Source organism: Streptomyces luomodiensis, assembly GCF_031679605.1.
GTDB classification, from domain to species: Bacteria; Actinomycetota; Actinomycetes; order Streptomycetales; family Streptomycetaceae; genus Streptomyces; species Streptomyces luomodiensis.
The window spans coordinates 4,874,471-4,897,601 of record NZ_CP117522.1; the positions used below are offsets into that span (position 1 = coordinate 4,874,471).

Consider the following 23,131-nt stretch of genomic DNA (forward strand, 5'->3'; position numbering starts at 1 on the left):
CCGGTGTCCGTTGGGTTGTCTTACGCGCGGTGGAGGGGGCGGGCGCTCGTGCGCGGGCGCCGGGCCCGGCTCAGAAGGAGGTCGTTCGCCCCTCGGTGGGCATCTGCCCCGGGGTCGCGTCGAGTTGGCGGGCGAGCCAGCTGGTGACGAGGGTCAGGAGGTCGGGGTCGACCGGGTCGCGCAGAAGGCGGCGGTAGGAGCGGAGGGTGTGGTGCGCCGGGTCGCGGCGCAGGACGTGAGTGAGGTCGGGCACTCGGTGGATCTCCGTCTTGCCCGGCACCAGCCGGTCGATCTCGACCAAGTCGGCCGGGTCGACCTGGACGTCCTTGTCGCCGGTGACGGCCAGGACGGGCGCGTGGATGGCCACGAGGTCGTCACGGGTGTCGTGGACGAGGTTTTCCCGCATCCAGCGGGCGTTGAGCGGAATTCCGGCGATACGCGTCACGTCCGTACGGGTCTTCTTGATCCGGGCGAGGGCCCGGTTGCCCAAGGCCCCCAAGGGTCGCCGCAGGAGGCGGACGGGAGCGGGCATGTCCTGGGCGATCGAGCTGGCCTGCCAGCGCAGGGCGTCCTCGCCCAGGCGTGCGTAGCCGGCCAGCAGCACCGCCGCCCGCACCTCGTGCCGCGCGGCGAGGGTCATGGCGTGCAGGGCCCCCTCGCTGTGGCCGATGACACCGACGGCGTCGGACCGGACGGCGGGGTGGGCGGCCAGGGCGCGCAGGGCGACGGCGGCGTCCTTGTAGTTGTCGGTGAAGCCGGCGGCCCGCCAGGCGCCGGGGGTGGCGCCGACGCCGCGACGGTCGTACCGGAGCGTGGCGATCCCCTCCGCTGCGAGGGCGGCGGCCAGCGGCCGGCCGAGGTTCATCCGGATCTTGCGGGTGTTGCCCTCGCGGTCCAGGGGGCCGGAGCCGTGCAGCAGGAGAACGGCGGGGTGCGGGCCGGGTCCGGCGGGCAGGGTCAGAGTGCCGGCCAGGGGGGTTCCGTCATCCACGGTGACCGTCATATCGGTGTCGGACAAGGCTCCGCCTCTCATTGCTCTCAACTACGAGAACGTTATCAGATGTGAGACCATGGAGTCATGCCCACCCCGAATCTCCTCCTTCATCCCGTCCGGATGCGCATCCTGCAGACCCTGGTCGGCGCCGATGAGCTGACCACCGCCCAGTTGCGCGATCGGCTGCCCGAGGTCCCACCGGCCACCATGTACCGGCACATCGCCACCCTCACCCAGGCCGGCATCCTGGAAGTGGTCCACGAAAGGCGTATCCGCGGCACCGTCGAACGCAGCTACCGGGTCCGCCAGGACAAGGCCCTCGTGGACACCGACGCCCGCACCGCCATGACCAAGGACGATCACCGACAGGCCTTCACCGTCTTCACGGGGGCCCTGATGGCGGACTTCGACCGCTACCTCTCCCGCGACGACACCGAGCCCGCCCGCGAAGGCGTCGTCTACCGGCAGGGCGCGGTCTGGCTGACCGAGGACGAATTCGCCGAACTCGTCGAAGAGATCGAAGCCGCCGTCGCCCGCCGCGCCCACGCCACCCCCGGCGACGGCCGTACCCGCCACATCATCAGCTTCGTCCTCGTACCCGACAAAGCCACGACCGCCGACGCGGAGGCCGACACCGGGGCCGACTCCGAGGCCGGCGATTCGCCGAGTTGAGGGAGCACTCGTTCGTCAATGGGTGCGAGCGGAGGCGTCGCTGGGAGGCGGGCCTGAAGCGCTCCACCGGTACCGGATGTTTCACGTGAAACCTGCCCGCTGCCGCATATCGGGCCACCCGCTCCGCCCCCGTGGGCGCGCCGGGTCGCTTAGCCTGACGGCCATGCGGGAGACGGTGCGGCGCGCGCAGCGGGCCTCGGTCGAGTTACTGAGGGGGGCCGGGCTGTCCCTGGTCTCGTATTTCTTCGTCGCGCTGGCGGTCTTCACCGCCGTCGCGATGGTCACCGTCGTGGGGGCGGGGGTGCTGCCCGAGTCGGTGCTGCTGCTGCGCAGGACGGCCGGGTACAAGCGGCGGTGGGTGGGCTCCTGGACGGAGGAGCCGGTGCCCGAGGCGTACCGGCCGCTGACCGGGGAGGTGTTCACGCGGGTGCGGACGGCGGTCGGGGATCCGGCCACGTACCGCGATCTGCGCTGGCTCGCGGCCCACGCGGTCTACGGCTGGCTGCTGGCCTGCTGTGCGCTGCCGGTGTGGGTCGTCGGGCTGCTCGTCGACGGGGTGTGGTGCGGGCTGCTGCGGAAGCGGGCCGTGGTGCTGCCGCTGATCGAGCGGCTCGTCGACGTCGACGCGGGGTGGTCGCGGGCGCTGCTGCTGCCGTCGCCGGAGGCGCTGCGCACCGTCCGGCTCGCCGAGCGGGTGGCGGAGCTGTCCGAGACCCGGGCGGGCGCCGTCGCCGCACATGGGGCGGAACTGCGCCGTATCGAGCGGGACCTGCACGACGGTACGCAGGCGCGCCTGGTGGCGCTCTCGATGCGGGTGGGGCTGGCGCGGCGCGCGTACGACAAGGACCCCGACGCGGCGCGCAAGCTGCTGGAGGACGCACAGGACCAGGCCGAGGAGGCGCTCACCGAGCTGCGCCATGTCGTGCGCGGCATCCACCCGCCGATCCTCACCGACCGCGGACTCGTCGGCGCCGTACGGGCGCTGGCGGCCGGCAGCGGGCTCGAGGTGTCCGTGCACGACGACGGGGTGGCGGACGGACCCCGGGCACCGGCAGCGGTCGAGGCGGCCGCGTACTTCGTGATCGCGGAGGCTCTGACCAACGCGGCCAAGCACAGCGGGGCGCGGCAGGCGTCGGTGGGCCTGGTCCGGATGAGAGACCGGTTGCGGGTCGCGGTACGGGACGAGGGGCGGGGCGGGGCCGACCCCTCGGGCGGCAGCGGGCTGCTCGGCATGCGGCGCCGGGTCGCGGCGCTCGACGGGACCGTGGAGATGACCAGCCCCGTCGGGGGGCCGACGCTGATCGAAGTGGAGTTGCCGTGCGTGTGGTGATCGCCGAGGACAACGCCCTGCTGAGGGAGGGCATGGTCCTGCTGCTGACCTCCGCCGGGCACGAAGTGGTGGCGGTCGCGTCCAGCGGCCCCGAGGTGCTGCCCGCCCTCCTCGAACACCGCCCGGACGCGGCCGTGCTCGACGTCCGTATGCCGCCGGGCTTCCGCGACGAGGGGCTGCGCGCGGCGCTCGCGGCGCGGCGGGAGATGCCCGGCCTGCCGGTGCTGGTGCTCTCGCAGTACGTCGAGGAGACCTACGCGGCCGAGCTGCTGGCCGATGGCGCGGGCGGGCTCGGCTATCTGCTGAAGGACCGGGTGGGGCGGGTGGAGGAGTTCCTGGACGCGCTGGAGCGGGTGGTCGCGGGCGGTACGGCGCTGGACCCGGAGGTGGTGAAGGAGCTGCTGACCCGGCGCCGTGACGACCCGGTGGACTCCTTGACGCCGCGCGAGCGCGAGGTGCTGCATCTGATGGCGGAGGGCCGGGACAACACCACGATCGCCCGGACGCTGGTGGTCTCGGAGCGCGCGGTCAGCAAGCACATCGGCAATGTCTTCGCCAAGCTGGGGCTGCCGCCGAGCGACAGCGGGCACCGACGGGTGCTGGCGGTTCTGGCGTACCTCGACAAGGGGGCGAACAAGGGGGCTGGGCACGGCGCGGCGTCATAACGGATGGCGTCATAACGCGCGGCGTCGTAACGCGCGGCGGTCGGCGGGGCGGGGCGGGTGCGGGCCCCGCCCCGTACCGCCCGCCCTGTCGGCCACCGTTCACCGGTCGCCATCGGCCGCCTGCCGCCGTCGGTCAGCCATCGGCCGCCTGTCGCCATCGGTCAGCCACCGGCCACCTGTCGTCGTTCGCCGTCGGTCGGCCCGGTGTGGGCCGGCCGCCTGTCGTCGGCCGGCGGCCACCGTTCGCCCTCTGCGCCTCGGTCGTCCCTACCGCGCCGCCGCCTCCCGTGGGTACCGTCCCCGCAGCGTGGTCCACACCGGTGGCAGGGCGCCCGCCGCCGTCGTCGCCACGACCACCGCGACGATCATCGCGGCCTGCGTCGGTGGCAGATACGGCACCGTGCCCGCCATGGCCACGCTGAAGGCCAGCAGCGGTACGGCGGCCACGGCCGCGCCCACCAGCAGCCCGGTCAGCACCGTGGCCGCCGCCTCCAGCCGCAGCATCCGGCGCAGTTGGCCGCGGTCCGCACCCGCCAGCCGGAGCAGCCGCAGCTCGGGCCGGCGGCCGATCGCGATGAGCGCGAGGGTGCTCAGGACGGCGATCACCGTAAAGGCCCCGATCGCCCCGACCACGGCGACCGAGACCACCTCGGCCAGCGCCCGGTCCGCCGGCTCGCCTTTGACCGGTGCCGGGTCCCGCTCCACCCGGGCCCCGGGCACCGCCCGCGCCAGCGCCTTCGTGACCGCCTTACGGTCGGCATCGGGCGCGGTCGCGACCAGGACCCGCCCCGTACCGGGATCCGTACCGGGCGCCGAGGTGTGGCGCAGCAGCTCGTCGCGCGAGAGGAGGAAGTCCCCGAGGGCGAGCGAGCGGGTGTAGGTCGCCACGACCCGCAGCCGGGCCTCCTGACCGTCCCCGAAGCGCAGGGTCACCGTGGAGCCGGGCCGTACGCCGAGGGAGTCCGCCCGGTCGGCGCCGACCGCGACCGTACCGGGCCGCAGCCGGGCGAGGTCCCCGTCCCGCGGCCCCGGATCCAGGGTGCGCGTCAGCCGCTCAGGGGTGACGCCGAAGACCGGCAGCCGTTCCAGTTCGGGCGAGCCGAGCCGGCGCGCCGCCAGCAGCACCGTGCCGGGGACCACCTCCGTGGCCGCCCGTACGCCGGGGACCTGCCGGATCCGCTCCACCGCGCCGGCCGGGAGCCCGCCGTCCGCGTGCACCGCGAGATCGGCGCGCAGCACCTGGCGGGCCTGGGCGTCCCCCGCGTGCGTCAGCGTCGCGCCGCCACCGAGCTGGACCCCGGCGAACGCGGTGACCAGCACGATCGGGGTGATCGCCGCGCCCAGCCGCTGGGCGGACGCGGCGCAGTTGGCGGCGGCGAGGCGGCCGCCGGGGCCGAACCGCCGCAGGGGAGCCCCGAGCAGCCGCATCGCGCCCTCGGCGATCCACGGTCCGAGCACCGCGCAGGCGATCACCATCGTCACCGCCGCCGCACCGGCCGCGGCCGCCGCGGTCGCCCCCTGCTGGAGGGCGGCCGTCCCCGCCGAACCCGCGCCCACGGCCAGCAGCGCCAGCCCGGTGATACGGCGCGCCCTGCCGGGCGTCCGTTCGCGCAGCGCCTCCGCCGGACGCGCCGTGGCGGTCCCGGAGCAGCCGATGAGCGCCGCGATCCGGGCCACCAGGACGGTGACGGCGGCGGTGGCCAGGGGCGCGGTCCACAGCGGCGCGGGCAGCGTCAGATCGAGTCCGGTGGGCAGCGCGCCCCGCGCGTCCAGCAGCGCGCGCAGCCCCAGGTAGGCGGGGGCCGCCCCGGCCGCGCCCATCAGCGCCGCCCAGGCCGCGACCCGCCCCACCTCCCGGCCCACCGCACCGCGCAGCTGCCCCGGCGTGGCCCCGACCGCCCGCAGCAGGCCCAGCTCGTGGGAGCGTTGCCGCAGCGCCTGGACGATGGTCGACGACACCACGAGCAGCGCCACGAGGACGACGGTGCCGGCCACGGAGCCGAGCGCCGCCAGCAGCTCGCCGCGGGCGGGCGTGGCGTCCAGGTGCTCGGCCTCACCCCGGCCGTGCCCGGTCAGGACGCGCACGGTGGCCGGATCGCCGTCCGTGCGCCCCCCGACGTCGGTGACACCGGCCGTATCGAGGGCCGTCCGCACCCGCCCGGCCAGCGCCTCCGGGTCCGTGCCGGGTCCCGCGACGACGCCGATGGCGTCCAGCTCGTCCGGGTGGCCGGCCAGCCGGTGGGCCTCGGCGCCGGTGAACCAGACGGCGGTGCGGGGGCCATGGGCCACGCCGACCACGGTGTACGCCGTGTCGCGGCCGCCCACGCGCAGCGTCAGCCGCGCCCCGACGCGGCCCGCGCCGCCGCCCGTCACGACCTCGTCGGCGCGCTGCGGGGCGCGGCCCGTCCGTAGCGCGTAGGGCGCCAGCCGGGCGGCCTCCCAGGGCCGTCCGGTGGCGGACCGTCCCGCGAGCCCCACCGGGAACTCCACGTCGGCGACGGCCGTGCGCACCCCTGGCACCCCGCGCACCACGGTCAGCGCCGTGCGGGGGATCCGGACCCGCTCGGTGAGCCCGGCGCTCACGGTCTCGCGCTCGCCCAGCGACGTCGCGCTGAAGCGAGTGGTCTGGTCGCCGGCCACGACGAGATCGGCCCCGGCGTACCGCTCCACCCGTGGATGGGCGCTCCAGGCCGAGGCGAGGGTCAGCCCGAAGGCGCCGAGCAGCAGGGAGGTGAGGGTGAGCGCGGCGAAGACGGCGGTCCACGCCTTACGGTGGGCACGGGTGGCGCGGGCGGCCAGCAGGGCGGTGACCTTCCTGCCCTCCCAGGCGTCCGCCTTCACGCCGTCCCGGATGGTCGCCTTCACGCCGTCCCCACTCCCAGGTCCTTGAGGAAGCGACGGATGTCGGCCGCGTCGGGCCGCTCCTGCCGTCCGACGAGCCTCCCCCGCATCAGGAACAGCGCCTCGTCGGCCCAGGCGGCGGCGAACGGGTCATGGGTGACCATGACGACCGTATGGCCCTCACGGTCGACGGCCTCCCGCAGCAGTGCCAGCACCTCCTCCGCGGCGGCGGGGTCGAGCGCGCCCGTCGGCTCGTCGGCGAAGACGATGTCGGGCGCGGTGACCAGCGCGCGGGCGATCGCCACCCGCTGGCACTGCCCGCCGGACAGCTCGGACGGCGAGGCGTCGCCCCGGTCCTCCAGTCCGACCGCCGCGAGCCCCCGCAGGGCGCGGTCGCCGACGGTCCGGCGGCCGAGCAGCAGCGGCAGGGCGACGTTCTCCGCGACGCTCAGCGACGGCACCAGGTGGTGCGCCTGGAAGACGAAACCGATCCGCTCCCGCCGCAGCCGGGTCAGCGCCGCCTCCTTCAGCGAGGACAGCTCCGTACCGCCGATGCGCACCGTTCCGGCCGTCGGCCGGTCGAGCCCGGCGGCGCACTGAAGCAGCGTCGACTTCCCGCAGCCGGAAGGGCCCATCACCGCGAGGAACCGCCCGCGCGGCACCGTCAGATGGATGGGGTGCAGCGCCACGACCCCCCGCCCGTACTCCCGGCTGACGCCTTCCAGGCTCAGCGCGTGGTGCCAGGTCCCCGCCCGTTCCGCGGTGGCCGTCGTACGGCTCCGCCCCTGCCCGTCCATCTGTCCCGCCCCTCTTCCGTGTCCCGCGCACCGGGCGGATCAGACGGTCCGCCGGCCACGAAGAACGCTAGAAACAGGCGCGGCCGCGCGGGAGAGAGCGCGGTCCCGTACTGGGGGTGGAGCGGGCTACACCCCCCGTGGCGGGGCGGTCCCCAGCCGGGGCGGTCCCCAGCCGGGGCGGGGACGGACTCCGGGTGGCCTCCGCCCGGCCGCCTGGCCGCCGTCATGACCAGGCATCGTCTGACGGACCGGCATCCGGGATCACACCGACGGCACATCGGCCGACGGCACATCGACCGCCGTGCGCACCGCGCCGAGCACCGGCTTGCGGAGCAGCAGCAGCGCCGCGTCGTCGTGGAGCCGGCCGCCCACATGGGTCAGCAGTTCGTCGTGGAGCGCGGCGAGCGTGCGGGACGGCTCGTCGCAGATGTGCCGCGGCACCCGTTCCAGCAGCGGGAAGTACTCCCGGCCCCGGTCCCGCGCCTCGATGACCCCGTCGGTGTAGAGCAGCAGCTGGTCCCCGTCGGCGAACGGCACCACCTGGAGGCTCGGCTGATCGCCGCCCAGGGAGGCCAGACCGAGCGGCGGGGCCGGGCGGGTGGGCTCGACGGCGATCACCCCGGACGCGCCGAACAGCAGCGGCGGGGCGTGTCCGCAGTTGACGAGCTCCATCCGGCCCTCCCGGGGATATCCGGCGACCACGGCGGTGACGAAGTCGTCGGGCGCCAGGTTGCGGGACAGGCTGCGCTCGATCCTGGCGACGACGTCGAGCAGGTCCGGTTCGTCGTAGGCGGCCTCGCGGAAGACGCCGAGCACCAGCGCGGCGGTGCTCACCGCGGGCAGTCCCTTGCCGCGCACATCACCGACGATCAGCCGGACTCCGTGCGGGGTGGGCAGCAGGGCGTAAAGATCGCCGCCCACCCGCGCCTCGGCGGCGGCGGCGCTGTAGCGGACGGCCACCTGGAACTGACCGACCCGGGCGGGCACCGGTTTGAGCAGGGCGTTCTGGGCGGCCTCGGCGACCGAGCGGACCGCGGCGAGAACCTGCTCACGGCGCCTGAGCAGACCACTGGCCAGACTGCTCGCCAGGGTCACGGCGGCGGGCGTGGCCACCATGATGGCCAGGGTGCGCGGCTGTTCTCCACCCCAGGCCCCCAGCAGCCCGCTCATCGTGATGGCGAGCAGCCCGATCCTCAGCACCCCCCACGGTCGGCAGGTGGCGGCGGCGAGCGCCGGGCCGACGGCGAGCATCGGCAGCCAGCCCAGGCCCCCCGAGGTGACGAGGGCGAGCGAGACCACGCCACAAATGATCAGTACGGGCACCGCGGGGGCGAAGTACCCGGGAAGGTACGGCTGAAGGTTCGGCTGGTCGGGGTCGTAGGGGCGAAGTCGGGGCGGGAACATGTCCTGCTTCGCTGCTCTCTTCCGCTCGGGGCGGTGATAGACGGTGATGCCGGAACACCGGAATGTCTGCTTCGTCCAGGTAAGCAGTAATTGCACTCATCCGACAAGGCCGAGATTTTCAGATAGTGAGCGAGAGGTTCCTGGTCACCCGGGTCGCCGCCGGGACCAGCCGGGTCCGGAACAGCTCACGGTGCGGATCCATGCCGGCCAGCCGGTCCGTCCTCAGCGAGACCCCGAGCGAGCCGAGCCGCTCCCCGCTGTAGATCGGCACCGCGAAGCAGACCGTGCCCATGGCGTACTCCTCCAGGTCCGCGACCAGCGGACTGCCGGTCGGGGAGTCCAGCCGGCGCAGCAGATCGACGGGGTGGGTGACGGTGCGGGGCGTGAGACCGGGGAGCGTATGGCGGGACAGATACTCGCGCCGGGCGTCGTCGTCCAGCTCCCGCAGGACGCATTTGCCGAGCGCGGTGGCGTGCCCGGCGTCCTCGTACCCCACCCACAGATCGACCCGGGGCGCCCGGGGGCCGTCGACGATCTCCGCGACCCGGATCTCGCCCTCGTCGTAGAAGGTCAGGTAGGCGGCGGCGGACAGCTCGTCGCGCAGCGCGGCGAGGATGGGGCGGACCCGGACGAGCAGCGCCTGATCGCGGGCACCGGCCTCCAGGGTGCGCAGCCTGTCGCCGATCACGAAGCCGCCGTCGTCCAGCCGCCGCACATAGCCGTCATGGGCCAGCGTCCGCAGCAGGTGATACGTGGTGGCGAGCGCCAGTCCCGTCTCCCGTGCGAGCTGTTTGGCCGGCGCACCGCCCTCGTGTGCGCCTACCGCTTCCATCAGCCGGAAGGCCCGCTGCACGGATGAGATCAGGGTGGGGGCCGCTCGATCTCCCATGTATCCAGATTGCTCCGATATGGGCATGCGGACAAGATCTGGAAAATCCCGCAGACATGCGTGAGGGCGCCGACCGGTGGGGTCGGCGCCCTCACGCACTCGTTCAGTGCGGTCAGGGGACGGTCAGAGTGCGGCCAGGGTGCGGTCAGCCGGGGGAGATCCGGCCGCGCCAGCCGCCTTCCGCCTCGCCGCGCTGCTCGATGAAGTCCTTGAACCTCCGCAGGTCCCCCTTCACCCGCCGGTCGAGCGTCCCGGTCATGTCCGCGGCCTTCTCGGCCATACCGGTCGGCTCGAAGACCATGGCCAGGTTGACCCGGGTGTGGTCCTCGTCAACGGACTCGAAGGTCACCAGACCCTGCTGCTGTACGTCACCGGAGGTGGTCCGCCATGCGATGCGCTCGTCGGGGAGCTGATCCACGATCTCGGTGTCGAACTCCCGGCGCACACCCGCGATGGAGGTCGCCCAGTGGTTGTGGCGGTCGTCCACCTGGGTGACCTGGTCCACGCCTTCCATGAACCTCGGGAACTCGGTGAACTGCGTCCACTGGTCGTAGGCGGTGTGGAGCGGAACCCTAACCTCGACGGACTCCCGCACGGTGCTCATCGGTGACTCCTTTCGACGTTGCCGCGTCGCTCAGCACGGCGGGTATCCGAGACCACCGGCCCCAAACGTGCGGCGCCCGGACGATCGGCGCGGCGGACCGCGGATCAGCGCGGCGGGTGCGGATCAGCGCAGCGGATGCAGCGCGGCCAGTTCGGCCGGGGAGGTGCCGGTCGCGATGGCGTCGGCCAGCAGCCGTCCGCTGAGCGGGCCGAGGGCCACGCCCCACATGCCGTGGCCGCCGTTGACGTAGACGCGCGGCGAGCCGGTCGGGCCGACCAGCGGCAGCCCGTCGGGGGTGCAGGGGCGGGCGCCGACCCAGGTGTCCGTACGGGCGTCCCAGTCGATGCCCCGCAGCAGCGGACGGGCCGCCGCGATGATCGCCTGGATCCGGCGCGGGTCCACCGGCCGTTCCGCGGGGGCCAGTTCCATCATCCCCGCGACCCGCACCCGGCCCTCGCCCAGCGGAGTGCAGACGACCTTCTGGGCGGCCAGGTACGTGGGACGGGTGGGGGCGCCCTCGGCCGGGACGCTGAAGCTGTAGCCGCGTCCGGCCTGGACCGGCACCCGGACCCCGAACGGGCGGACCAGCGCGTCCAGCCAGGCCCCGGTGGCCACGACGGCGACATCCGCGCGGAGTTGGCCCCCGGCGGTGGTGACGGCCACCTCCCGCCCGAGGTCCCGGATTCCGGACACCTCCGTCCGCTCCAGGATCTCGCCGCCGCGCTCGCGCACCGCGCCGGCGAGGGCGCGGACGAAGTTCCCGGGGTTGAGATAGCGCTGGCCGTGGAGTTCGACGGCCGCGCCGATGCCGTCGCCGAGCGCCGGTTCCAGCGCACGGGCCCGGTCCCCGTCCATCGGCTCGTACGCGATCTCGAAACCGGCCGCGCGGGCCTGCTCCAGCTCCTCGACCATCCGGGCGCGCTCGGCCGCGGTGCGGAAAGCGAGCAGACAGGGTTCGGCGGGCCGGGTCGGTTCGGCGACACCGGCCGCCGCGAGGGCGTCGTACGCGTCCAGCGCACGGCGGTTCAGCGTGGCGAAGGTGACGGCCAGGACCCGCCAGCGGCGCGGGGTGCAGTTCCGGGTGAAGGCGAGCAGGAAGCGGGCGAGCCGGGGGTCGGGCCGGGGCGGGATGTAGACGGGCGACTCGGGCGAGACCAGGCTGCGCACCCCGTAACGGAGCGCGGCGGGTTCGGGCAGCGGCAGCGTCAGGGCCGGGGACAGCCAGCCGGCGTTCCCCCAGGAGGCCCCGGCCGCGGGGTGACGCCGCTCCACGACGGTGACCTCGACGCCGTGCTCCTGGAGCGACCAGGCGGTGGCGAGGCCGACCATGCCCGCGCCGACGACGATGGCGCTGCGCGGAGGGCGGGACGGACCGGTGGCGGTGGGCACGAATGCGCTCCTTCCCATGGGTGGAACGCCATCATCGGGGTACGGGGGCGGGCAGCGCACGGGTGCGGGCACCACGCCGTCCCGGGCACCGCGCTGTCCCGGGCACCGCGCTGTCCCGGGCACCGAGAGCACGCCGCCCCGAGCACCCGCACCGCCGCCGCCGCACCGCCCCGGCTACCCGATCCCCGTCGGGCGCCGCCGCCAGTGCCCGGTGGCCTGTTCGAAGGCGTGGCCGACCTGGAGGACCGCGAAGTCCGCCCGGTGCGGTCCGACGATCTGCAGCCCGACCGGAAGCCCGCCGGGGGTGAACCCGGCCGGCACGGACAGCGCCGGGCTGCCGGTCACGCTGATCAGATACGCCGAGCGCATCCAGTCCAGATAGTCGTCCATGGCCACCCCGGCGACCTCCGTCGGGTACTCGATGCCGACGTCGAACGGCACCACCTGGCTGACCGGGAGCAGCAGCACGTCATAGCGGCCGAAGAACTCCCGGACCCGGTGGTATAGCTGGGTGTGCAGCACCTCGGCGCGGGCGACGTCCGGGCCGGTGAGCTTGCGCCCCGCCTCGGCGTTCTCCCGGATGGTCCGCTTCAGCCCCTCGGGGTGGCGGTCCATGAGCGGGCCGAAGGCGACCTCGAACATCGAGGCGCGCAGCGTCCGGAAGACCTCGTCGGCCTCGGTCAGATCCGGGCAGGCCCGCTCCACGACGCAGCCGAGGCCGGTGAAGACCTCCACCGCCGATTCGACCGCCGCGGCCACCTCGGGCTGCACCGGCACCAGCCCCCCGAGATCCGGCGACCAGGCCACCCGCAGCCCCGTCAGATCGCGGTCGAGGGGGCGGGCGAAGCGGGCGCCGGGCTCCTCCAGGGCGATCGGCGACCGTGCGTCGGGTCCGGCGATGGCGGACAGCAGCAGGGCGGTGTCGGCCACGGTGCGGGCCATCGGCCCCTTGACGCCGAGGGTGCTCCAGGCGTCCGCGGCGGGCCAGTTGGGGACCCGTCCGGGCGACGGGCGCAGACCCACGACATTGCAGAACGAGGCCGGGTTGCGCAGCGAGCCGCCGGTGTCGCTGCCGTCCGCTATCGGGATCATGCCGGAGGCCAGCGCGGCCGCCGCGCCCCCGCTGCTGCCACCCGCGCTGAGCCCCAGGGCGTACGGGTTGTGGGTGGCGCCGAAGATGGGGTTGAAGGTGTGCGAACCGGCCCCGAACTCCGGCACGTTGGTCTTGCCGATGGTGATCGCACCGGCGGCCCGGATCCGTTCGACCACCAGATCGTCCCGGTCGGGTACGCCGTCGGCGAGCGGCGAGCCATGGCTGGTGCGGATGCCCGCGGTCTCGTGGAGGTCCTTGTGGGCGATGGGCAGCCCGTGCAGCGGCCCGAGCTCCTCCCCGGCCGCGATCCGCTCATCGGCCTCCGCGGCGGCCTCCCGGGCCCGCTCCGCGACCAGGGTGACGATCGCGTTGACGGCGGGGTTGACCCGTTCGATACGGGCCAGATGGGCCTCGAGCAACTCGCGGGCGGACAGCTCGCGGGTGCGCAGCAGGTCGCTAAGTTCCAGCGCGGTCCTGAAGCAGAGATCGTCATCCGTCGTCACGGTCGCTCGCCTTCCTACTTCCTCGGTGGTCATCACTGCACGCGGATCTCCCGCCGCCGGATTCCGGCATCCGCACCGGGCAGCTGGTGTCGCGGGCGGAACCCATGGTTCGGGAAGCGGCCGGGCAGGGGAAGGGCATCGCGGCCGGGGCCCACAAGCGGCCGCCCCGCCTCGTCCCGGTGGACAAGGCGGGGCGGCGGCCTGCGGCGAGGTCCTGACGGCCTGAGGCCCTTACGGACCGAGCGAGCCCCTTACGGACTTGCGGACTTACGGACTGACGGACTTACGGACGTGCTCCGGCGGGCGCCGGAATCCGCGCGGCCGAGGTGCCGAGCCCGGTGGGCCCGTACCAGGGGGCCAACGGCCGCGCCCCGGACGCGGCCCCGGACGCGGCCCCGGCCCCAGTCCCCGCCCCGGCCCCGATCCCAGCTCCGACCCCGCCCCCGATCCCGGCCGGACGCCGGGCCGCGCGGCGCAGTTCGTTCTCCCGGTAGCGCGGCACCTCCCGGTGCCAGTTCATGATCCCGGTCATCCAGTCGCGCAGCTCCCCCACATAGCCGTCCATGGCCTCCCGGGCCTCCGGCCCCAGGTCGAAGTCGTCGTACAGCACGGGGAACTCATGCTCCGCGACATGCTGGAACTGCCGCATCCGGGAGGTCATCAGATCGTTCACGATGGCGACCCCGGTCGGATAGTCGCAGTCGAAGAAGTTCTGGACGACGAGGACGCCGTTGTGGACCTCGCCCTCGAACTCGATCTCCTTCTGGTACGAGAAGACGTCGTTCAGCAGGGTCGCGTAGTCCATGGCGGCGTTCTCCAGCGAACGGACCGGACCGCTGCGGTAGATCTCGGGCGGCACCCGCCGTCCGCGCGTCAGCCGGCACAGGCTCATGGTGAGGTCGGAGCCGAAGGTGTGCCTGCGCATCTCGATGTAGTCGACCGGATCGGGGATCCGGTGCTGCGTCTGGTTGGCCAGCTCCCACAGCCAGCTGGCGGTCATGTCCTCTATGGACTGACGGAACTCGCGGCGCGCCGACTCCTCCATCGGCCCCGCCGTACGGCCCCACAGATCGGCCAGCGACCGCTCCAGCGCGTTCGCCGGGGCCGGGGTGGGGCCCGCGTCGAGCGGCATGAACGCCCCGAGCCGGGCGTTGCACGCCCGCGCCCCGGCCAGATCACGGGTGCGGCCGAAGACCGCCGGATAGTAGTCGTCGGCGTAGGTGCCCCAGGCCAGCCAGCCGGATGTCAGATCGAGCTCGTCCGGGGAGCCGTCCGGGTGGATGCCCGCCGCGCACAGCGGAAGGTCGGCGGCGAGCAGCCGGTGCTCGTCCCAGACCTGCGCACCGGACAGGTCGGGCTGCGGTTCGAGGATGCCCATCCGGTGTGCCCAGTCGGTCAGATTGCGGCGCGCGGCGGGCAGATGTGGACTGAGCCGGAGGGTGAACGGCATGAAGAAGTCCGGCAGCAGGGACGGCCCGGTCCGCTGGAACGGGACGTGGCTGAACCCGCGTGCCCTCGCCGCCTCCGCCCGGCCGGTGGTCAGCGGCAGGTTCGCCGCCGAGACGCCGAGGCCGCTGAGCGCGAACGGGGACCACGCGGCGGCCGTGGCCTCCTGCCCGGTGCGGCCGCCCGCCGCGTTCGCACCGTCCGAGCCGTTCACGCCATCAGCGCCGTTCGCACCGTTCATATAGCGGCTGGAGCGCATATGCCACTCGTGGCCGCCGGACTGCCAGTCCTGGAGCCCCTTGACGTAGGCGAGGACGCCCGCGCAGGCCGCCGGGTCCAGGCCGTGTTCGGCGAAGAGCGGGCCGAGCTCGGTGAGCGTGGTGTTCTCGAACTGCCGCAGCCGTGAGGTGAGCAGCTCATTGACGGAGTCGGCCGCCTCCTGGGTGGTACAGCCCAGGAACGTCTCGAGGACCAGGACGCCATTGCTGAGCTCGCCCTCCTCCTCGATCTCCCGCTGGTAGGAGAACAGGTCGTTGCGCAGATGCACCGCGTCCGAGAAGGCGTCGCGCAACACGCGCATCGGCCGCGACCCGGCGATCACCGCCGGCACCTCCGCCCCCACCGCGTGCTCGACCAACCCGGCCGACCAGGGCGCGCCGCCGACCTTACGGCGCATCTCGATGTACTCGACCGGATTGGGGATCCGGTCGATGTTGATGTTCGAGAGCTCCCAGAGCGATTCGTTGAGCAGATTCTCGGTGCTCTCCCGGAACCGCGCCCGCCAGTCCGCCGACATCGAAGGCACCGTCCGCACCCACAGATCCGCGAGCCCCGCCTCGACCGGGTTGGTGGGCTCGGGCGTCCCGGCACCCGGATCCATCGGCATGAAGGCGGGCAGCCGGTCGAGATACGCCTTACCGGCGGCACGGTCCTGGGAGCGCTTGAACGTCTCCAGGAAGTGGTCGTCGAAGAAGAACACCCACACATACCAGTCCGTGATCAGCGAGAGTTCCGCGCCGGAACAGTCGGGGTGGGTGTACGCGCAGAGCAGGGCGTAGTCGTGGGCGTCGAGATCCTCCTGCTCCCAGATCCCCGAGCCCTCGAGCATTCCCATCTCGCGGGCCCACTGGGTGGAGTGCTCCCGTGCCTCCTGGACATGGGGGTTCAGCCGCGCCGGATACGGCATGTAGAAGTCGGGGAGTTGAAAGGGCTGTGTCACTGGTGGGCCGGCACCTCTCCGTTCGACGGTGGCCCGTAGCCGTCCGGCTACGGAACGGGTCGGCTACGGGCTACCCAGGCCACTCCTGGCCTATCCGACAGCCTCATTAATCACACAAATGCCGAGCCGACCGCCGCGGCCACGAGGCCGGAGCGGTCGGCAGGGCGTTGGGCCGGGGACGTACGGGGAGCCACCCAACCCGGTCAGGTACGGCCCCGTCGGCCCACGGCCCCGTCGGCACCGGCACCAGAACCGGCACCAGAACCGAGACGGCCGCCGACACGGCCGCCGACACCGGCACCGACACCGGCACCGCCGTCGGGCCGCCCGGTCGGCCGGAAGGCCCATTCCATGCGCGGCTCCATCGCGAAGCGGAACATCCGCTGGACGGGCGGGCTGCACAAGGCGGTCACCACGGCCGCCCCCACGGCCGTCACCGCGATCTCCCCCAACGGCCGGTGCAGCCACGGGTGGTCGTACCAGTCCCAGAAGCGGGAGCCCTTGGCGAGGAAGCCGTGCAGCAGATAGCCGTACAGCGTCCCGGCGCCGAGCACCGTGAACCACATCCGGCGCCGGGGCACCCAGGCGAGGAAGCACACGGCGAGCACCATGGAGCAGCCGAAGAGGGCGAACGTCATCACCGCCCCGACCCACCACGGCGCACCCAGCTCCTCCGCGCTGTCCATGCGGTAGAACCACGCCGGGTTCATCCGCGGCACGGCCCAGTAGGCGAAGACCACCGCGGCGGCGGCCACCGGCACCGACAGCCATCTGACCTCGCGCCGCCGCACCATCTCGAAGTGCTCCGGCCGCATCTGCGACCCCAGAACGAAGAACGGCAGGAACTGGAGCACCCGCTGGAGATCCAGATCGTCACCGATCTCCGGCGAACAGGTGGCGAGCGCGGCGACGGAGAGCGCCACCGGCACCGGCCACCGCACGATCCGCCACAGCGGCGTGGTCAGCCGCCAGACGAAGAGCGCGATCAGAAACCAGGTCAGGTACCAGGGGTCGAGCAGGCTGATCGGATAGGACGGATCGTCGCCCGCCCACCGCTTGAAGAAGGTGTACGCGACCTCGAAGAGGACGTAGGGGACGGCGACACCGGTGATCAGGCGCTTGAGACGGTCCGGCCGGAGGTCGAAACTCCGCGAGAAGTACCCGGAGATGAGGATGAACACCGGCATATGGAGCGTGTAGACGGTCATGTAGAGCGCGGACGCCGCTCTGCTGCCGCCCCTCAGGGGCTCCCACGCGTGCCCCATCGCGACCAGCACGATCGCCAGGTACTTGGCGTTGTCGAAGAACGCGTCACGCTGTTTCGGCACACGGGACGCGGCCGAAGCCTCCACAGGGGCCGCAGCCGCCTCGGAGGGCGGGGCCGCCGGTGCTCGTCGCGCGGGCAATAAGGACGAGATGTTCATCACATACAGCCTCCGGGGGAACCTGCGGGGACGATCCCGACTCTTCCTAGGTTTGGGCGGAGGATTGCGGAGTGGAACATTCCACGCACCATAGTGGTCGCCGCCGAACCGCGCCGAAGAAGGCTCAGCCCTCGCGTACGAGGGTTTACGGCCGGCCCAGCGCATCCGTCACCTCCTCGACCGGGGAACTTCTCCGACCCTGCGGGCAGTTCAGAGAGTGACAAAGAGGGCCGATCCATCCAGCTTCGACCGGCCCCGCCTGCTAACTTCTACACAGCTGTAGATGCTAACCAACGAACCTGTGAATGGAGTGGCCATGGCCCTGTGGGACCGCATCAAGGAATCCGCCCAGACGATGCAGAGTCAGCTCGAGGCGAAGAAGAACGACTTGAAGAGCGGCGCGTTCCGCGATGCGAGCATGGCGATGTGTGCGCTGGTGGCGGCGGCGGACGGCTCGATCGACCCGGCCGAGCGGCAGCGCGTCGCCCAGCTGATCGCCACCAATGAGGTGTTGCAGAACTTCCCGGCCGACGACCTCCAGCGGCGCTTCAACGACTACCTCAACAAGCTCATCACCGACTTCGACTTCGGCAAGGTGAGCGTGTTGCAGGAGATCGCCAAGGCCAAGAAGAAGCCGGCCGAGGCGCGCGCCGTGATCCAGATCGGCATCGTCATCGGCGGCGCCGACGGCGACTTCGACAAGACCGAGCAGGCCGTGGTCCGCGAGGCGTGCTACACGCTGGAGCTTCCCCCGGCCGAGTTCGACCTGTAAGCCGCTCCGCGCACGCGCCCCCTTCCGCGCGCCGACCGGCGTCCACAGCCGCCGGTCGGCCGGGACGCCGCGTCGACCGTCGCGGCCGGCCCTACAGCGGGGTCGCGGCATGCAGGACGAGTACCAGGGCGACCGCCGCGTTCGCCGAGGAGACGGCGGACGCGGCCGTGCCCACCGCGGCGACCCACAGGGCCAGCCCCGCGGCCGTCCAGGTCGGCGGCCAGGGCCGGGACGGCGGCACCGGGCCCAGCAGCGCCGCGACCCTGCGCGGCACCGGCCCCGGCGCGGCGATCCCGGCGAGCGTCGGGCCCGGCGTGCCCTGGGAGACCAGGGCGGCCTTGCCGACCGCCAGGGCCATCACCCGGCGGTCGCCGACCTCCCGGGCCGCCTCCTCGTCCGCCCAGCGCTCGGCGCAGTAGTCCACCGCGGCCCGTAGGGGCCGCAGCAGCGGATTGGCCCGCGCCGCGAGCTGCGCGGTCAGCAGATGGCGGTGGTGGTGCGCGGTCAGGTGGGCGCGCTCATGCGCGATCAGGGCCCGGCGCTCGCGGGGGCTGAGGCTGTCCAGCATCCCGGTGGAGACGACGATCCGGCCCGGTTTCCCCGTCCGTCCGGAAGTCCCGGGCAGCGCGTAGGCGTACGCCTTGTCGTCGGGCAGCACCGCGACCGGCGACTCCGGCAGTCCGGCGAGCGCGAGCTGAGCGCTGCGCCGTACCCGTCCATGGCGCAGCCAGGTGGCCGTACAGGCGACGGCCACCGCCGCCAGCGCGCCGATCGCCGCCTTCCCGGCCACCACGTCGTAGGGCACCGCCGCCCGTACCTCGGGGTCCGACCAGCTGTCCGGCAGCGGGTTGCCCGGCAGCTGTGCCGTACCGACGACCATCAGCAGCCCCAGGCACAGCGTGGAGCACACCGCGAGGACGGCGCCCACGAGGGTCAGCAGCCGGGTGGCGGTGCGCGGGTGGAGATGCTGCTCGGCGAGCCGGGCGATCGGCAGCGCCGTTAAGGGCAGAACCAGCGGGAGGAAGACGAAGACGCCCATCGGTCAGTCCTCCGGCTCCTCCGCCACGTCGCTCAGCAGGTCGCGCAGCAGCCGCTCGTCATCCTGGGTCAGTCCGGTCACAAAGCTGGCCAGAACCGCCTCGCGGTCGTCCTGGCCGTCCAGCACCCGGCGCATCCGCAGCGCCGCGAGCCCCGCCTCGTCCGACGCCGCCCGCCAGACGAAGGAGCGGCCCGCGCGTTCGCGGGTCACGGCCTGCTTGGCGTGCAGCCGGGACAGGATGGTCATGACCGTGGTGTAGGCGAGCTCTCCCTCGATCCGCTCCTGCACCCATGCGGCGGTCACCGGCCCCGGCGCCCGGCGCAGCGCCGCGAGCACCTGCGCCTCCAGTTCGCCCTGGCCACGCCGACGGGGGCGGCGGGGCCAGCCGGGCCCGCCGGTCCGGTCGTGGTCCGTCACACCGTCTCCTTCCACGCCGCACGCGCCCGGCGCGCGGCGCTCCATCGTAACGAGCGGCCTGGGTGCGGGCGCGCGGTCGGGCGGTCGGGCGGTCGCCCCTTTGGCCCGGCTGTACGCGCGGGCACAGGCCGCCTCGCCCATGCTGAGCGGGGGGACCGATCCGAGCTGTGGAAAGCAGGGCCCCGCATGAGGCTTGTCCGGTGACGGCGTGGTGCTGGCGCCCCGGTTCCAGGGGCGGATCGTGATCGTGGGCGCCTCGCCGGCCGGTCCGCGGGCCGCCGCGGTCCCGGCCGACGTCCCGGGCCCCTCGCTGTCCGGACAACGGACCCGGAAGGAACTCACTCAGCCATGACGCAGACGCAAGGCTCGCTCGTGCGGCAGATCACCGACTACGCCCATCGTGCCGACCCGTACCCGATCTACGCCGAGCTGCGCAAGACGCCCGTGGCGCACGACGAGGGGGGTCCGTACATCGTCTCCACCTACTGGGAGATCCACGGTCTGCTGCACGACCCCCGGCTCAGCTCCGACGCGCGCAATCTGGACCCGCGGACCGCGCCGGAGCTGATCGAGGCGGACGAGACGGGGCTGCCGCCCAGCTTCCTGAAGCTCGACCCACCCGAGCACGACCGGCTGCGCCGACTCGCGATGGCACCCTTCGGCCCGCCGCACACCCCGCGCCGGCTCCACACCATGCGCGGTGAACTCACCCGGATCGTCGGCGAGCTCATCGACGGCTTCGAGGGCCGGGACCGGATCGATCTCGTCGACCACTTCTCGTACCCGTTCCCGGTCACCGTGATCTGCCGGCTGCTCGGGGTGGACCGCGAGGACGAGGCGCGCTTCCACAGCTGGGCCGGCGCCCTCGCCACCGGCCTCGACCCCGATCCGGACGCGGACGCCGCCGAGCGGCAGCGGACCACCCGGCAGGCCCGTACGGAGCTGGCGGGGTATCTGTCCGAGCTGATCGAGAAGCGCCGCCGCTCCCCCGGTGACGACATGCTCTCCGCCCTGGTCGGCGGGCAGGGTCCGGAGGAGGGGATGAGCCGTACGGAGCTGCTGAGCACCGCGGCGCTGCTGCTGGTGGCGGGGCACGAGACCACCGTCAACCTGATCACCAACGGCATGCTGACCCTGCTGCGCAACCCCGATGTGCTCAGCCGGCTGCGCGCGGACCCCCATCTGGTCGTCCCGCTGGTGGAGGAGCTGCTGCGGTTCGATCCGCCGGTGCAGATGCTTCCCCAGCGCACCCCGCTCTCGGAGATCGACATCGCGGGCGTGACCATCCCCGAGGGGGCGCCCGTCTGGCTGCTGCTGGCCTCGGGCAATCGCGATCCGCAGCGCTTCCCCGACCCCGACCGGTTCGATCCGCAGCGCAGGGACAACCAGCACCTGGGCTTCGGCAGCGGTGTCCACAGCTGCTTCGGCGCACCGCTGGCCCGGCTGGAGGCGCAGATCGCGCTGACCGAACTGGCCCGCCGGCTGGACCGGCCCCGGCTGCTGGAGGACCCGCCGACCTACCGGCGCAACGCGGTGCTGCGCGGCCCGCGGCACCTGCCACTCGCCTTCGAGGGACTGCGGCCGAACGGGTCCCGGTGACGCGGTTCGCCGTGCGCGGGGTGACGGGGTTCGCCGTGCGCGGGGTGACGGGGTTCGCCGTGCGCGGGGTGACGGGGTTCACCACGCGCGGGGCGTTCACCCTGGCCGGAACGCGGACCCGCTCGTCCCAGCCCGCGACCGGGGCGTTCACCGTGGGCGGAACGCGGGCCCGGTCGTCCCGGCCGCGTCCTTCCGATCCGTATCCCTCCCGGCCGCGTCCCTCTCGGCCCGGACGGCGATGTTCCGGGCCATTCCGCCGAAGACGAGGGCGTGGAAGGGCGCGACCGACCACCAGTAGAGGTGCCCGCCGAGGCCGCGCGGATGGAACAGCGCCCGCTGCCGGTACACCGCCCCGCCCCGCGCGTCCCGGTCGACCGCCATCTCCAGCCAGGCCGGCCCCGGCAGTCGCATCTCGGCCCGGAGCCGCAGCAGCCGGGGCGGCAGGACCTCCTCCACCCGCCAGAAGTCGAGGCTGTCGCCCACCCTGAGCCGCGCCGCGTCCCGGCGGCCCCGGCGCAGCCCGACGCCGCCCACCAGGGTGTCGATCCAGCCGCGCAACGCCCAGGCGAGCGGCAGCGAGTACCAGCCGTTCTCACCGCCGATCCCCTCCACCACCCGCCAGACGTCCTCCGGCGAGGCGTCCACCGCGCGCTCGCGACGGTCCTGGTAGAGGCTGCCGCCCGCCCAGTCGGGGTCGGTGGGCAGCGGATCGCTGGGCGCGCCGGGGGTGGCGGCGGAGGACCAGCGGGTGGCCACGTCCGCGTCGCGGATCCGCCGCAGGGCCAGCTCCAGCGCCTGATCCACCCCGAGCGGCCCGCCCGGCGGATCCGGCACATGGTGCGCGAGGTCCCGTTCGGCGCACACCACTTCATGGCGCAGCGACTCCACCAGCGGGCGGGCGATGGCGCCCGGCACGGGCGTGACCAGGCCGACCCACAGACTGGACAGCCCGGGGGTGAGCACCGGAACCGGTGCGATGAGGCGCCGCCGCAGCCCGGTCACGGCCGCGTACCGCCGCATCATGTCGCGGTAGGTGAGGACGTCGGGGCCGCCGATGTCGAAGGCCCGGTGCACCTCGTCCGGCAGCGTGGCGCAGCCCACCAGCAGGCGCAGCACATCACGGACGGCGATCGGCTGGGTACGGGTGCGCACCCAGCGGGGCGTCACCATGACCGGCAGCCGCTCGGTGAGGTAGCGCAGCATCTCGAACGAGGCCGAGCCCGAGCCGATGATCACACCGGCCCGCAGCACGGCCGTCGGCACCCCGGAGTCCAGCAGCACCCGGCCCACCTCGGCCCGGGACCGCAGATGGGGCGACAGCTCGCGTTCGGGGACGCCGTACGGGGTGAGCCCGCCGAGGTAGACGATCCGGCGCACCCCGGCGGCCCGCGCCCGCCTCCCGAAGATCCGGGCGGCACGGCGGTCGGTCTCCTCGAAGCCGGGTCCGGTGCCCAGCGCGTGCACCAGGTAGTACGCGACGTCCACGCCCTCCATGGCGGCGCGCAGCGACTCCTCGTCGGTCACATCTCCGCGTACGGTCTCCACCCGCCCCGCCCAGGGGTGGTCGCGCAGCTTCTCGGGCGAACGGGCCACACACCGCACCTGGTGCCCCGCCGCCAGCAGCTCGGGCACCAGCCTGCCGCCGATATAGCCGGTGGCCCCGGTGACCAGGCAGCGGCGCGGCTCCGGCGCACGGCCCGGCTCCGGCGCGCGGTCCGGCTCCGCATCCGGTGGACGCTGGGGAACGGCCATGAGCCCATGGTGCGCGGGCAGGACAAAACCTGCGAGGTGGGCTCCCTTCGGCGGCATTGTCCGTATCAGGTGTTTGGAGGTCGCTCTCCGGTCTCCCCGACCTTCGAGCCTCTCAGCCCGGCCATCTAGAAGACATTCCGGGGGACTGACGTCCTCTGTCCTGAATGTCTCTCCGGTCGAGCTCCCTCGCTCGCCCCGCAGGCTGTTATTTACGTTACTCCGACCCCCCTTGAGCGCCTAGACCCTTTCGCGTATTTTTTCCATTTTTCTGAGCGCTGTAGG

General features: G+C 73.3%; 18 protein-coding genes. 5 read left to right on the forward strand and 13 right to left on the reverse strand.

From position 1 onward, the window contains the following. Positions 1-70: 70 nt before the first annotated feature. Positions 71-1,018 (reverse strand): alpha/beta hydrolase family protein, encoded by a 948-nt coding sequence (locus tag PS467_RS20425; RefSeq protein ID WP_311036486.1) that lies wholly within the window; start codon positions 1,016-1,018, stop codon positions 71-73. A 60-nt stretch (positions 1,019-1,078) separates the two neighbouring features. On the opposite strand from PS467_RS20425, the gene PS467_RS20430 reads away from it, so the two are divergent. The 3 genes from PS467_RS20430 (at position 1,079) to PS467_RS20440 (ending at position 3,661) form a co-directional block, all read left to right on the forward strand. Next, a complete protein-coding gene (locus tag PS467_RS20430) occupies positions 1,079-1,666 on the forward strand; it encodes a helix-turn-helix domain-containing protein (protein WP_311036487.1) in 588 nt (195 codons plus the stop codon). Between the two features lie 163 nt (positions 1,667-1,829). Continuing rightward, positions 1,830-2,996 carry a sensor histidine kinase gene (locus PS467_RS20435; protein WP_311036488.1) on the forward strand — a complete coding sequence of 389 codons (1,167 nt, stop codon included), beginning with the start codon at positions 1,830-1,832 and terminating at the stop codon, positions 2,994-2,996. After that, complete coding sequence (locus PS467_RS20440) at positions 2,984-3,661, forward strand: response regulator transcription factor (protein WP_268973081.1); 678 nt, start codon at positions 2,984-2,986, stop codon at positions 3,659-3,661. Before PS467_RS20435 ends, PS467_RS20440 begins: the two co-directional genes overlap by 13 nt. A 267-nt stretch (positions 3,662-3,928) precedes the next feature. On the opposite strand, the gene PS467_RS20445 is transcribed toward PS467_RS20440, so the two are convergent. The 9 genes from PS467_RS20445 to PS467_RS20485 all read right to left on the reverse strand — a co-directional run bounded on the left by PS467_RS20445 (position 3,929) and on the right by PS467_RS20485 (position 17,270). Further along, positions 3,929-6,526: an FtsX-like permease family protein gene (locus PS467_RS20445; protein ID WP_311036489.1), complete on the reverse strand. Its 2,598-nt coding sequence runs from the start codon at positions 6,524-6,526 to the stop codon at positions 3,929-3,931. Further along, on the reverse strand, positions 6,523-7,299 hold the full coding sequence (locus PS467_RS20450) for an ABC transporter ATP-binding protein (protein WP_311036490.1): 777 nt from the start codon (positions 7,297-7,299) through the stop codon (positions 6,523-6,525). The genes PS467_RS20445 and PS467_RS20450 overlap by 4 nt, the downstream gene beginning before the upstream one ends. 261 nt (positions 7,300-7,560) lie before the next feature. Then, positions 7,561-8,703, reverse strand: coding sequence for a PP2C family protein-serine/threonine phosphatase (locus PS467_RS20455; protein WP_311036491.1), 1,143 nt, complete (start codon positions 8,701-8,703; stop codon positions 7,561-7,563). 118 nt (positions 8,704-8,821) lie between these two features. Next, positions 8,822-9,592: an IclR family transcriptional regulator gene (locus PS467_RS20460; protein ID WP_311036492.1), complete on the reverse strand. Its 771-nt coding sequence runs from the start codon at positions 9,590-9,592 to the stop codon at positions 8,822-8,824. 145 nt (positions 9,593-9,737) lie between these two features. Next, positions 9,738-10,196: an SRPBCC family protein gene (locus PS467_RS20465; protein WP_311036493.1), complete on the reverse strand. Its 459-nt coding sequence runs from the start codon at positions 10,194-10,196 to the stop codon at positions 9,738-9,740. Positions 10,197-10,319: 123 nt separating this feature from the next. Continuing rightward, complete coding sequence (locus tag PS467_RS20470) at positions 10,320-11,585, reverse strand: NAD(P)/FAD-dependent oxidoreductase (RefSeq protein ID WP_311036494.1); 1,266 nt, start codon at positions 11,583-11,585, stop codon at positions 10,320-10,322. Positions 11,586-11,759: 174 nt separating this feature from the next. Further along, a complete protein-coding gene (locus PS467_RS20475) occupies positions 11,760-13,181 on the reverse strand; it encodes an amidase (protein WP_311036495.1) in 1,422 nt (473 codons plus the stop codon). A 283-nt stretch (positions 13,182-13,464) separates the two neighbouring features. Further along, positions 13,465-15,846: a family 2 encapsulin nanocompartment cargo protein terpene cyclase gene (locus PS467_RS20480; RefSeq protein ID WP_311036496.1), complete on the reverse strand. Its 2,382-nt coding sequence runs from the start codon at positions 15,844-15,846 to the stop codon at positions 13,465-13,467. Between the two features lie 203 nt (positions 15,847-16,049). Further along, the gene (locus PS467_RS20485; RefSeq protein WP_311036497.1) at positions 16,050-17,270 is read right to left on the reverse strand and encodes an acyltransferase family protein; all 1,221 of its coding nucleotides are present in this window, start codon (positions 17,268-17,270) and stop codon (positions 16,050-16,052) included. A gap of 316 nt (positions 17,271-17,586) precedes the next feature. On the opposite strand from PS467_RS20485, the gene PS467_RS20490 reads away from it, so the two are divergent. Further along, a complete protein-coding gene (locus PS467_RS20490) occupies positions 17,587-18,042 on the forward strand; it encodes a tellurite resistance TerB family protein (protein WP_268973091.1) in 456 nt (151 codons plus the stop codon). Positions 18,043-18,133: 91 nt separating this feature from the next. Here the strand turns inward: PS467_RS20490 and PS467_RS20495 are convergent, their stop codons facing one another. Together PS467_RS20495 and PS467_RS20500 are read right to left on the reverse strand one after the other, a co-directional pair. Continuing rightward, the gene (locus PS467_RS20495; protein WP_311036498.1) at positions 18,134-19,081 is read right to left on the reverse strand and encodes a M56 family metallopeptidase; all 948 of its coding nucleotides are present in this window, start codon (positions 19,079-19,081) and stop codon (positions 18,134-18,136) included. Between the two features lie 3 nt (positions 19,082-19,084). After that, positions 19,085-19,498, reverse strand: coding sequence for a BlaI/MecI/CopY family transcriptional regulator (locus PS467_RS20500; RefSeq protein WP_014061822.1), 414 nt, complete (start codon positions 19,496-19,498; stop codon positions 19,085-19,087). A 348-nt stretch (positions 19,499-19,846) separates the two neighbouring features. On the opposite strand from PS467_RS20500, the gene PS467_RS20505 reads away from it, so the two are divergent. Then, positions 19,847-21,097, forward strand: a complete 1,251-nt coding sequence (locus PS467_RS20505; protein ID WP_311036499.1) for a cytochrome P450 — start codon at positions 19,847-19,849, stop codon at positions 21,095-21,097. Between the two features lie 147 nt (positions 21,098-21,244). Here PS467_RS20505 and PS467_RS20510 read toward each other — a convergent pair whose 3' ends face one another. After that, positions 21,245-22,849, reverse strand: coding sequence for an SDR family oxidoreductase (locus PS467_RS20510; protein ID WP_311036500.1), 1,605 nt, complete (start codon positions 22,847-22,849; stop codon positions 21,245-21,247). Positions 22,850-23,131: the final 282 nt, after the last annotated feature.

Bases quoted from the DNA above. Each gene is read 5' to 3' on its own strand.
- PS467_RS20485 (WP_311036497.1), bottom strand. From the start codon at position 17,270: ATGAACATCTCGTCCTTATTGCCCGCGCGACGAGCACCGGCGGCCCCG.
- PS467_RS20460 (WP_311036492.1), bottom strand. From the start codon at position 9,592: ATGGGAGATCGAGCGGCCCCCACCCTGATCTCATCCGTGCAGCGGGCC.
- PS467_RS20435 (WP_311036488.1), top strand. From the start codon at position 1,830: ATGCGGGAGACGGTGCGGCGCGCGCAGCGGGCCTCGGTCGAGTTACTG.
- PS467_RS20450 (WP_311036490.1), bottom strand. From the start codon at position 7,299: ATGGACGGGCAGGGGCGGAGCCGTACGACGGCCACCGCGGAACGGGCG.
- PS467_RS20490 (WP_268973091.1), top strand. From the start codon at position 17,587: ATGGCCCTGTGGGACCGCATCAAGGAATCCGCCCAGACGATGCAGAGT.
- PS467_RS20495 (WP_311036498.1), bottom strand. From the start codon at position 19,081: ATGGGCGTCTTCGTCTTCCTCCCGCTGGTTCTGCCCTTAACGGCGCTG.
- PS467_RS20465 (WP_311036493.1), bottom strand. From the start codon at position 10,196: ATGAGCACCGTGCGGGAGTCCGTCGAGGTTAGGGTTCCGCTCCACACC.
- PS467_RS20510 (WP_311036500.1), bottom strand. From the start codon at position 22,849: ATGGCCGTTCCCCAGCGTCCACCGGATGCGGAGCCGGACCGCGCGCCG.
- PS467_RS20455 (WP_311036491.1), bottom strand. From the start codon at position 8,703: ATGTTCCCGCCCCGACTTCGCCCCTACGACCCCGACCAGCCGAACCTT.
- PS467_RS20430 (WP_311036487.1), top strand. From the start codon at position 1,079: ATGCCCACCCCGAATCTCCTCCTTCATCCCGTCCGGATGCGCATCCTG.
- PS467_RS20505 (WP_311036499.1), top strand. From the start codon at position 19,847: ATGACGCAGACGCAAGGCTCGCTCGTGCGGCAGATCACCGACTACGCC.